Origin of the sequence: Mycobacterium attenuatum (assembly GCF_900566085.1) — a bacterium.
GTDB classification, from domain to species: Bacteria; Actinomycetota; Actinomycetes; order Mycobacteriales; family Mycobacteriaceae; genus Mycobacterium; species Mycobacterium attenuatum.
Window position 1 is genome coordinate 18,195 of the sequence record NZ_UPHT01000068.1, and the last position, 10,446, is coordinate 28,640.

Below are 10,446 nucleotides of genomic sequence, written 5' to 3' on the forward strand. Positions count from 1 at the left end.
TGTGGCCCGCGGCGCGTTGGTGCGGTTTGCCGGCTACCTAGACTGTTGCGGTGCGCATCCTTTTCGCGGGTACGCCGGAGCCCGCGCTGCCGGCTCTGCGTCGCCTCATCGACTCGCCTCGTCACGACGTGATCGCGGTGCTGACCCGCCCCGACGCCGCATCCGGGCGGCGCGGCAAGCCGGAGCCGTCGCCGGTGGCACGGGAGGCGCTCGATCGTGGCATACCGGTGCTGCGGCCATCGCGGCCCAACTCGCCGGAATTCGTCGCCGAACTGTCGGAGTTGGCGCCGCAGTGCTGTGCGGTGGTGGCTTATGGGGCGCTCCTGGGCGAGGCGCTGCTGGCGATTCCCTCGCACGGCTGGGTGAATCTGCACTTTTCGCTGCTGCCCTCCTGGCGCGGCGCGGCGCCGGTGCAGGCGGCGATTGCCGCCGGGGACACCATCACCGGGGCCACGACGTTCCAGATCGAGCCGAGCCTGGACTCCGGCCCCGTCTACGGGGTGGTCACCGAAGCCATTCAGCCCACCGACACCGCGGGTGATCTGCTTGAGCGCCTTGCCATTTCGGGTGCTGCCCTGCTGTCTGCCACGCTAGACGGCATCGCCGAGCAGACACTCACACCGCGACCACAGCCGGCGGACGGAGTCAGCCTGGCGCCGAAGATCACCGTGGAGCAGGCACGGGTGCGCTGGGAACTTCCGGCGGCGGTCGTCGAACGCCGAATCCGGGCCGTCACCCCCAACCCAGGCGCCTGGACACTCATCGGCGACCTACGGGTCAAGGTAGGGCCGGTACGGCTCGACAGTGCGACAAAGCCCCCGGAACCGTTGCCGCCCGGGGCTATTCATGTCGACCGCAAGACCGTCTGGGTCGGCACCGGCTCCGAACCGGTGCGGCTTGGTCAAATTCAGCCACCGGGCAAGAAGCCCATGGACGCCGCCGACTGGGCGCGCGGGGCGCGGCTCGACGCCGGCGCGCTGGCCTCGTGACAGCTAAGCCCCCACGTCCCAGGGCCGCCGAACGGGGCCGCCGCCGCCGGCCGCTGGACCCCGCGCGTGGCGCGGCGTTCGCTGCACTGCGCGCGGTCAGCAGCCGCGATGCCTACGCAAACCTGGTGCTGCCGGCGCTGCTGCGCGAGCGCGGCATTACCGACCGCGACGCCGCCTTCGCCACCGAGCTGACTTACGGTGCTTGCCGGACCCGGGGCCTGCTCGACGCGGTGATCGGTGCCGCCGCCGGACGTGCGCCGGAGGCGATCAACCCGGTGCTGCTCGACCTGTTACGGCTGGGCGCCTACCAACTGCTGCGCACCCGGGTCGGCACGCACGCCGCGGTTTCCACCACGGTTGAACAGGCTGGCGTCGAATTCGATTCGGCCCGAGCAGGATTCGTCAACGGGGTGCTGCGAACCATCGCCGGCCGGGATGAGCGGAGCTGGGTGGACGAGCTGGCTCCCGACCCGCGCAGCGACCCGATCGGGCACGCCGCCTTCGTGCACGCCCACCCACGGTGGATCGCGCAGGCCTTCGCCGACGCCCTGGGCGCAGCGGCCGCAGAGCTCGACGCGGTGCTGGCCAGTGACGACGAACGGCCGCAGGTGCATCTGGCGGCCCGCCCCGGGGTGCTGACTGCCGCTGATCTGGCTGAGGCCGTGGGCGGTACCGTCGGCCGGTACTCGCCGTTCGCGGTGTACCTGCCCGGCGGTGACCCCGCACGGTTGGCGCCGGTGCGCGACGGTCAGGCCCTGGTCCAGGACGAGGGCAGCCAGCTGGTGGCCCGGGCGCTGACACTGGCTCCCGTCGGCGGCGACGGCGGCCGATGGCTCGACTTGTGCGCCGGGCCGGGCGGCAAGACCGCGCTGCTGGCGGCGCTTGGCGTGCCTTCAGGAGCCGCGGTGACCGCCGTGGAGCCGTCGCCACAGCGCGCGGAACTGGTGGCGGCCAACACCCACGGGCTGCCGGTCCAAGTAGTGCAGGCCGACGGTCGGTGCAGCGGGCTCGAGCCCGGCTTCGACCGGGTGCTCGTTGACGTTCCCTGCACCGGCCTGGGTGCATTGCGCCGCCGTCCGGAAGCGCGCTGGCGGCGTCAGCCCGCCGACGTGCCCGCGCTGGCCAAGCTGCAGCGCGAGTTGCTGGCTGCCGCGATTGCGCTGGTCCGGCCCGGTGGTGTGGTGCTCTACGCGACCTGCTCACCGCACCTGGTCGAAACGGTGGGGGTGGTGGCCGACGCCCTGCGCCGCCACCCGGTGGCTGCGCTGGACACCCGAGCACTGTTCGAACCCGTCACCAAGGGGCTCGGAGATGGACCTTACGTTCAGCTGTGGCCCCATCGCCATGGCACCGACGCCATGTTCGCCGCTGCGCTGCAACGGCTTGCGTGACGCGCCGATGCGTGTCGCGCGCCGCGGGGCCGGGCTCAGTAGTCTGTCGCTCATGTCACGCAGCACGGGGAGACCCATGATCGCGCCGTCGATTTTGGCTGCTGATTTCGCCCGGCTCGCCGACGAAGCGGCCGCGGTGGACGGCGCCGACTGGTTGCATGTCGACGTCATGGACGGCCACTTCGTGCCGAACCTGACGATCGGCCTGCCGGTGGTGGAAAGCCTGCTGGCAGTAAGCGACATCCCGATGGATTGTCACCTGATGATCGAGAACCCCGACCGGTGGGCTCCGCCCTACGCCGAAGCCGGCGCCTACAACGTCACTTTTCACGCCGAGGCCACCGACAACCCGGTCGGGGTGGCCCGCGATATCCGGGCAGCGGGCGCCAAAGCCGGCATCAGCGTGAAGCCCGGGACGCCGCTGGATCCGTATCTGGAGATCTTGCCGCACTTCGATACCCTGCTCGTCATGTCGGTGGAGCCCGGCTTCGGCGGCCAGAAGTTCATTCCCGAGGTGTTGCGCAAGGTGCGGACGGTCCGCAAGATGGTCGATTCGGGTGAGTTGAAGATCCTCATCGAGATCGACGGCGGCGTCAACGCCGACACCATCGAGCAGGCGGCCGAGGCGGGTGTCGACTGCTTCGTCGCCGGATCGGCGGTGTATGGCGCCGACGACCCGGCCACCGCCGTGGAGGCACTTCGGCAACGGGCTAAGGCCATGTCGCACCAGCGTGGCCGGTGAGCAGCCGATGACCGTCGAGCAGGTCAAGAGCATCGAGGACGCCATGCGCCTCGCCATCGAGCAGTCCAACCTGGTCAAGGGCACGACGTATCCGAACCCGCCGGTCGGTGCGGTCATCGTGGATACCGAAGGCCGGGTCGTCGGCGTCGGCGGTACCCAGCCCACCGGCGGCGACCACGCCGAGGTGGTGGCCCTGCGCCGGGCCGGTGGTTTGGCCGCCGGCGCCATCGCGGTGGTCACCATGGAGCCCTGCAACCACTACGGCAAGACTCCGCCATGTGTGAACGCGCTGATCGAAGCCAGGGTGGGCACGGTGATCTACGGTGTCGCCGACCCCAACGGGATCGCCGGGGGCGGTGCCGGGCGGCTGTCGGCAGCGGGCGTGCAGGTGCGCTCGGGGGTGCTGGCCGACCACGTGGCGGCCGGGCCGCTGCGCGAGTGGCTGCACAAGCAACGGACCGGGTTGCCGCACGTGACGTGGAAATACGCCACCAGCGTCGACGGCCGAAGCGCTGCCGCCGACGGCTCAAGCCAGTGGATTTCCAGCGAGGCGGCCCGCGCCGACCTGCATCGCCGGCGCGCGATCGCCGACGCGATCGTGGTCGGCACCGGCACTGTTCTGGCCGACGACCCGGTCCTGACCGCCCGCCTGCCGGACGGGTCGCTGGGGGCGAAACAGCCGCTGCGGGTAGTGGTGGGGACGCGTGACATTCCGGCGGAGGCAAAGGTTCTCAACGACGACGCACGGACCATGGTGCTTCGTACCCACGAGCCCGTAGAGGTGCTCAGGGCGCTGTTGGACCACACCGACGTCCTGCTGGAAGGTGGTCCGACCCTTGCCGGAGCTTTTCTGCGGTGCGGGGCGATCAGCCGCATCCTGGCCTATGTCGCGCCGATCCTGCTGGGCGGCCCGGTCACCGCGGTCGACGATGTGGGGGTGTCCAGCATCGCGCACGCGCTGCGCTGGCAGTTCGACAGCGTCGAAAAGGTGGGACCGGATCTGTTGCTGAGCCTGATACCGCGTTAGCGGCTCATTTGCCGGGGTGCCACGGCCTGGTGCCGGGGGACCTCCGGCTCCTCGGCGTGCTCCTTGCGGCCGCTGATCAATAGGCCCAGCAGCGCTCCGAACACACAAATCGCCACCGTCACTTTGAAGATGTCGCCATACATCAGCGCGAACGCCTGCCGGTACAGGGCTCCGATTGCGGCCGCTCGCTCCAGCAGTGTGGCGTTGGGCGGCACGGCCGCCGACAGCCCCGCCAGAATCTGGTTGAACCGATACAGCCCCCAGGCGCTCAGCGCGGCGACCCCGATCAACATCCCGGTCATCCGCGCCACCACCACCGCCGCTGAGGCGATGCCATGTTCGGCCGAGGGGACCACCCGCAGCGCCGCCGAGGACAGCGGCCCGATCACCAGTCCTAGCCCCAGCCCGGCGACCAGCAGGTCGGCGTGCATCGCCGGCACCGTGAACAACCCGAAGATGCTGTGGCGATAGGCCAACAGGTCGACCGGCCAATAATGCATCAGCCAGTAGCCCCCGGCGGCCACCAGCAGCCCGATGAACGTCATCCCCCGGTCGCCGGCCCGGGTGGCGATCCACCCGCCGGCCACCGCGCCGATCGGCAGGGCGATCAGAAACCACAGCAGCATCCCTGCGGCCTGGGCCTGGTCCATTTCCAGCACACCCTGGCCGAACAGCTCCACGTTGACCAGGGTGACCATCAACGCCGCGCCGGCGCAGACCGATGCGCCCAGGGCGGACAGAAACGGCCGAAAGTGCACGCCGGCCGGTTCGATCAGCCGGGTACGGGCCATGCGTTCCCAGACGAAGAACAACACCGCGGCCACAACCGCGCCGATCACCAGCGGTAACCCGTAGCTGGGCAGCACCTGTTTGCCGTCGGGGCTGGGGTTGTAGAGCCCGATCACCGCAAGGCCTAGCGCCGTGGCCAGCAGCAGCCCGCCGACGAGATCAATCCGTTCCGGCTCGGCGCTGCGGTCATGGGAGGGCAGGCTGAAGTGGATCATCACCATCGCGATCGCGGTGAGCGGGACGTTGATCCAGAACACATCGCGCCAATCGTGAAACAACCAGACGATGAAGATCCCGTAGAGCGGACCCAGCACGCTGCCGAGTTCCTGTGCGGCGCCGATGCCGCCGAGTACCCCGGCGCGGTTGCGCTGTGCCCACAGATCGGCGCCCAGCGCCAGCGTGATCGGCAGCAGCGCGCCGCTGGCAACCCCTTGGATGGTGCGGCCGGCGATCAGCATGTGGAAGTCGCCGAAGTGCCCGGCCAGCGCGGTGATCACCGACCCCGCAGCGAATCCGGCCAGGCTGACCTGCAGCATGAGTTTGCGGCCGAACCGGTCAGAGGCCCGGCCCAGCAGTGGCATTGCGGCGATGTAGCCCAGCAGGTACATCGTGACGATCCAGGTGATCCGCTGCAGCTGGTTCACCGGGATACCGACGCTGTTCATGATGTCGCGCATGATGGTGACCACGACATAGGTGTCGAGGGCACCCAGCAGCACCGCGAGGCTACCTGCGCTGATCGCTACCCGGCGACCGGTCTGCGTGCTCATCAGCTCACCGGCGGCTTCGTGACTTGCACCTGCTCGCCCCAATTCGACAAGGTCATCTGGACGGAGTTGCCCGAACCCCGATCCAACTTGACCTGGGCCAGCTGGTGATCGCCGGTCTCCTGGATCCATACCGTGGCCGGCACCGGGTCGGTCGCACTGAACGGTGGTGCGATCTGATTCACCGCGTCCGCGGTGACCTTCCCGCTGATGCGAATGGTGCTCTGCCCGTTGATGGTGTCGCGCCCTTCGGCTTTGGCGTTGTTGAAGTTCGCCAGCACATTGGCGAGCCCGGTGTCCGGGTTCAGGATCTGCGAGGGATCGTAGATGTCGGCTGCCGGACCGAAATCGCTCCACTTGTTGGGTGTGAGGGTGGCGTACAGGATCCCCTCGAAGACGACGAAGTCGGCATCGACATCGGACCCGCCGAGCGTGAGCTTGACGTTGCCCTTGGCGGCCGTCGGATTGGTGGTCAGATCGCCGGTCAGCGTCTTCATCGACAATCCCGGAATCTTGCCGTTGACCGTCAGCACCAGATGTGCGCTCTTGACGGTCTTGGTCTTGTCGGTTGCCTGCTTCACCAAGGGCGCCGCGTCGGGTAGTGGTCCGCCGCTGTCCTTCTTGCCGGACGAGCAGCCCGCGACCAGGGTGATGGCCAGGCCGAGGGCGGCGACGGCAGCGAAGAGACGGCGGTGACGTCTGGGGGGTTGCATACCCAGCATCGTAGAGGGTGCCGGTGACCGGGTCGGGCAACGCGGGGCCCGCAGCCGGTGGGGGCGCCGCGGTTGTAGCGGCTCATCGGGGGCCTCCCGGAGCCACTAGCCTGGTGCGATGTTCACCGGAATTGTCGAAGAGCTTGGCGAGGTGACCGCGCGCGAGACCCTCGCCGACGCGGCGCGCCTGACCATCCGCGGTCCCGTCGTCACCTCTGACGCCGGCCATGGCGATTCCATCGCCGTCAACGGCGTCTGCCTGACGGTGGTCGAGGTGTTGCCCGACGGCAGGTTCACCGCAGACGTGATGGCCGAGACGCTCGACCGGTCTAGCCTCGGCAGTCTGCAAGAGGGCAGCCGGGTCAATCTGGAGCGAGCCGCCGCACTCAACAGCCGGCTGGGCGGGCACATCGTGCAGGGGCATGTGGACGGGACCGGCGAGATCGTGGCCCGTACCCCGTCGCCGCACTGGGAAGTGGTCCGGATCGAGGTTCCCGCGACGTTGGCACGCTACATCGTGGAGAAGGGATCGATCACCGTCGACGGCATCTCGCTGACTGTCTCCGGGCTCGGCGCCCAGCCGCGGGACTGGTTCGAGGTGTCGCTGATTCCGACGACTCGCGAGTTGACCACGCTGGGTTCTGCGCCAGTAGGGACGCGGGTCAACCTCGAGGTCGACGTGCTCGCCAAATATATTGAACGGTTGCTGCAGGTCGGCAGCGGCGAATAGCTCCGTATCCCGGGCTCTGCGCGCCCGACGCAAGGCAGCTACGCCGACGCATCAAATATCGCGGTATGGATCAACGGGTGAAACGAATCCAATCGAATACGCCACAGGCGACGATTATCGCGTCATAGAAAATCCTTCAACGCCGGCAGGCCTTTATGCGGCATGACCCAGGGCGTGCTGCCGAGAAATGCGGCGATCGTCGGAGATCGAACGGACCGGCACGGCGGCTGCAATCGGATCGGCGGCGTCAATCCTTGTGGTGTCGGTCATGGATCCTTCTTGCGGCCATCCGGCCGGAGCCGGATGCGTTGGCGACACCAAATTCGCGCCCTGCACCGGCGAATTCGGAACGATTGCTTGAAAACTGCGATTGCCGGCGGGGCCGTCGATGTGGGCTGGCCCGATCGGCGCAACCGTCAGATGAGTCATCTCACGGAATAACGCCAGGACTGGGGCGGCGGCGTAGTTCATACTGAAGGCGACATGCGGGCGTCGCGGATGACCCCGTCTACCACATCCGACAGCATCCGACAGCAAAGGTAGCAACGATGACGAGGCTGGATTCCGTCGAGCGGGCGGTGGCCGACATTGCGGCGGGAAAGGCAGTAGTCGTCATCGACGACGAGGACCGCGAGAATGAGGGCGACCTGATCTTCGCCGCCGAGAAGGCCACCCCGGAATTGGTCGCCTTCATGGTTCGCTACACCTCCGGCTACCTGTGCGTGCCGCTGGACGGGTCGATTTGCGACCGGCTGGGGCTGTTGCCGATGTTTGCGGTCAACCAGGACAAACACGGCACCGCCTACACCGTGACCGTCGACGCGCGACAAGGTGTCGGCACCGGCATTTCGGCATCCGACCGGGCCACCACCATGCGGTTGCTGTCCGATCCGGCCAGCATCGCCGACGACTTCACCCGTCCTGGTCACGTCGTTCCGTTGCGGGCCAAGGATGGTGGCGTGTTGCGCCGCCCCGGCCACACCGAGGCGGCCGTGGACCTGGCGCGGATGGCGGGACTGCAACCCGCGGGCGCGATCTGCGAGATCGTCAGCCAAAAAGACGAAGGGGCGATGGCCCAGACCGACGAATTACGGGTGTTCGCCGACGAGCACGGTCTGGCCATGATCACCATCGCCGATCTGATCGAATGGCGCCGCAAGCACGAAAAGCACGTCGAGCGAATCGCCGAGGCCCGGATCCCGACCCGGCACGGGGAGTTTCGCGCCATCGGTTACTCCAGCATTTACGAGGACGTCGAACACGTGGCGCTGGTGCGCGGCGAGATCGCCGGCCCGAACGCTGACGGCGACGACGTGTTGGTGCGGGTGCACTCGGAATGCCTGACCGGCGACGTGTTCGGGTCGCGCCGCTGCGACTGCGGACCTCAGCTGGACGCCGCGATGGCGATGGTCGCGCGGGAAGGGCGTGGCGTGGTGTTGTACATGCGCGGCCACGAGGGCCGCGGCATCGGCTTGATGCACAAGCTGCAGGCCTACCAGTTGCAGGATGCGGGCGCCGATACCGTGGATGCCAATCTCAAGCTTGGTTTGCCCGCCGACGCAAGGGATTACGGGATCGGCGCGCAGATCCTGGTCGACCTCGGGGTCCGGTCGATGCGGCTGCTGACCAACAACCCGGCCAAACGGGTCGGGCTGGACGGATATGGACTGCACATCATCGAGCGGGTGCCGCTGCCCGTGCGCGCCAATGCGGAAAACATCCGCTACCTGATGACCAAGCGCGACCGGATGGGCCATGATCTGTCCGGGCTGGACGATTTCGGCAATTTCCAGGAGTCGGTACCCCTGCCCGGTGAATTCGGCGGTGCCTTGTGAGCGGTGGGGCCGGCGTCCCGGACATCCCGGCGCTTGACGCGTCCGGTCTGCGGCTGGCCATTGTGGCCAGCACCTGGCACAGCCAAATCTGCGACGCGCTGCTTGACGGCGCACGCAAGGTGGCGGCCGAGTCCGGTATCGACGACCCGACGGTGGTGCGCGTCCTAGGTGCAATTGAGATTCCGGTCGTGGCACAGGAATTGACTCGCCGGCATGACGCGGTGGTCGCGCTGGGGGTGGTGATCCGGGGTGAGACACCGCATTTCGACTACGTCTGCGACGCGGTAACCCAAGGGCTGACGCGGGTTTCGCTGGATGCGTCCACGCCCGTAGCCAACGGGGTGCTGACCACCGACACCGAGGAGCAGGCGCTGGATCGGGCCGGACTCCCCACGTCGGCGGAGGACAAGGGGGCACAGGCGACCGCGGCCGCACTGACCACCGCGCTGACCTTGCGTGAACTACGCGCTCAGTCGTGACCGCGGACCCGCAGGATCAGCACTGGGACGTAGTGTTGCGCCCCTACTGGACCCCGATATTCGCTTGCGTCGCGGCGATTTTGATCGTCGTGGCGCATGTCGCGGTGGGTGTGTTACTGAAGGTCGGGACCACCGGCGTGGTACTGCGGACCGCTGACCAGTTGGCCATGGGAGCTCTGGGGTTGATCTTCGCCGGCGCCGTGCTGCTGTTGACACGGCCGCGCCTGCGGATTGGGGCGGCCGGTCTCTCTGTACGAAACATATTGGGGTACAAGCTAATCCAATGGCGCGACGTCGTCGGTGTGTCATTTCCCAGTGGCAGCCGCTGGGCGCGCATCGACTTGCCCGACGACGAGTACATCCCGGTGATGGCGATTCAGGCCGTCGACAAGGAACGCGCCGTGGCGGCCATGGATACGGTACGAACGCTGCTGGGGCGTTACCGGCCGGACTTGCTCGCCCGCTGAACGCCCTCCCTATGGTCGCGCGGTGCCCCGCCGCGGCGGGTTTTGCCGGCGCAGCGGGCAAGGCCGCATTGCGCACCAGAGACACCACCTACCGTCGTGCCCGGTGGCCAGGCGCAGCAGATCGTTCTGTGAAACCGGGCAGGGTAGGGATTGCCAGCGATCGGAATACGCCCGCAGGCATTCCGATTGGCGTAAGCTGCGCCACTCTGACAGTTAGACCGTGCGTGGGGCTCGACAGAGGGAGTGGCAGTTGTCCTATGTCGTCGCGATCCCGGACATGCTGACAGCGGCAAAGAAGGAACTCGCCCGTTTTGGTGCTCAGCTGCGGGCAGCACACGCGGCGGCTGCCATGCCCACGACGGTGCTGTTGCCCGCTGCGGCCGATGAAGTGTCGACACCGATGAAGACCTATCTGCGGCTGATGTTTTTGAAGTTCCGCTATCGGCTGGGCGATGAGTCTCTGTGTCGTGAGGTGTCGGACTCGATCACCTGGCGGAGGTTCTGCCGGATCGGTCTG

10 protein-coding genes and 2 pseudogenes are annotated in these 10,446 nt (G+C 67.7%); 10 read left to right on the plus strand and 2 right to left on the minus strand.

Annotated elements, in window-relative coordinates; all coding sequences use genetic code 11:
• Positions 1-50: 50 nt before the first annotated feature.
• Genes fmt through ribD form a run of 4 tightly spaced genes read left to right on the plus strand, consistent with a single transcriptional unit; the run spans position 51 to position 4,149 of the window.
• Positions 51-989, plus strand: a complete 939-nt coding sequence (gene fmt / locus EET13_RS11715) for a methionyl-tRNA formyltransferase (RefSeq protein ID WP_122442446.1) — start codon at positions 51-53, stop codon at positions 987-989.
• Positions 986-2,380 carry an RsmB/NOP family class I SAM-dependent RNA methyltransferase gene (locus tag EET13_RS11720; RefSeq protein ID WP_122442447.1) on the plus strand — a complete coding sequence of 465 codons (1,395 nt, stop codon included), beginning with the start codon at positions 986-988 and terminating at the stop codon, positions 2,378-2,380. Before fmt ends, EET13_RS11720 begins: the two co-directional genes overlap by 4 nt.
• 43 nt (positions 2,381-2,423) lie before the next feature.
• The gene (gene rpe / locus EET13_RS11725) at positions 2,424-3,122 is read left to right on the plus strand and encodes a ribulose-phosphate 3-epimerase (protein ID WP_122442458.1); all 699 of its coding nucleotides are present in this window, start codon (positions 2,424-2,426) and stop codon (positions 3,120-3,122) included.
• A gap of 7 nt (positions 3,123-3,129) precedes the next feature.
• On the plus strand, positions 3,130-4,149 hold the full coding sequence (gene ribD / locus EET13_RS11730; RefSeq protein ID WP_122442459.1) for a bifunctional diaminohydroxyphosphoribosylaminopyrimidine deaminase/5-amino-6-(5-phosphoribosylamino)uracil reductase RibD: 1,020 nt from the start codon (positions 3,130-3,132) through the stop codon (positions 4,147-4,149).
• On the opposite strand, the gene EET13_RS11735 is transcribed toward ribD, so the two are convergent.
• A complete protein-coding gene (locus EET13_RS11735; protein ID WP_244603868.1) occupies positions 4,146-5,708 on the minus strand; it encodes an MFS transporter in 1,563 nt (520 codons plus the stop codon). The genes ribD and EET13_RS11735 overlap by 4 nt on opposite strands.
• Complete coding sequence (locus EET13_RS11740) at positions 5,708-6,418, minus strand: LppX_LprAFG lipoprotein (protein WP_122496102.1); 711 nt, start codon at positions 6,416-6,418, stop codon at positions 5,708-5,710. The genes EET13_RS11735 and EET13_RS11740 overlap by 1 nt, the downstream gene beginning before the upstream one ends.
• Before the next feature lie 118 nt (positions 6,419-6,536).
• Here EET13_RS11740 and EET13_RS11745 point away from each other — a divergent pair, with 118 nt between their 5' ends.
• From EET13_RS11745 to EET13_RS31385, 6 genes and pseudogenes are all read left to right on the plus strand, one after another.
• The gene (locus EET13_RS11745) at positions 6,537-7,148 is read left to right on the plus strand and encodes a riboflavin synthase (RefSeq protein ID WP_122442450.1); all 612 of its coding nucleotides are present in this window, start codon (positions 6,537-6,539) and stop codon (positions 7,146-7,148) included.
• A gap of 548 nt (positions 7,149-7,696) precedes the next feature.
• Complete coding sequence (locus EET13_RS11755) at positions 7,697-8,983, plus strand: bifunctional 3,4-dihydroxy-2-butanone-4-phosphate synthase/GTP cyclohydrolase II (protein ID WP_122442452.1); 1,287 nt, start codon at positions 7,697-7,699, stop codon at positions 8,981-8,983.
• The gene (ribH, locus tag EET13_RS11760; RefSeq protein ID WP_122442453.1) at positions 8,980-9,462 is read left to right on the plus strand and encodes a 6,7-dimethyl-8-ribityllumazine synthase; all 483 of its coding nucleotides are present in this window, start codon (positions 8,980-8,982) and stop codon (positions 9,460-9,462) included. The genes EET13_RS11755 and ribH overlap by 4 nt, the downstream gene beginning before the upstream one ends.
• A complete protein-coding gene (locus tag EET13_RS11765) occupies positions 9,459-9,929 on the plus strand; it encodes a PH domain-containing protein (protein WP_122442454.1) in 471 nt (156 codons plus the stop codon). The genes ribH and EET13_RS11765 overlap by 4 nt, the downstream gene beginning before the upstream one ends.
• Before the next feature lie 220 nt (positions 9,930-10,149).
• Positions 10,150-10,317 (plus strand): annotated as a pseudogene (locus tag EET13_RS32270) (PE family protein); the annotation flags it as partial.
• A gap of 3 nt (positions 10,318-10,320) precedes the next feature.
• Positions 10,321-10,446 (plus strand): annotated as a pseudogene (locus EET13_RS31385) (transposase); the annotation flags it as partial.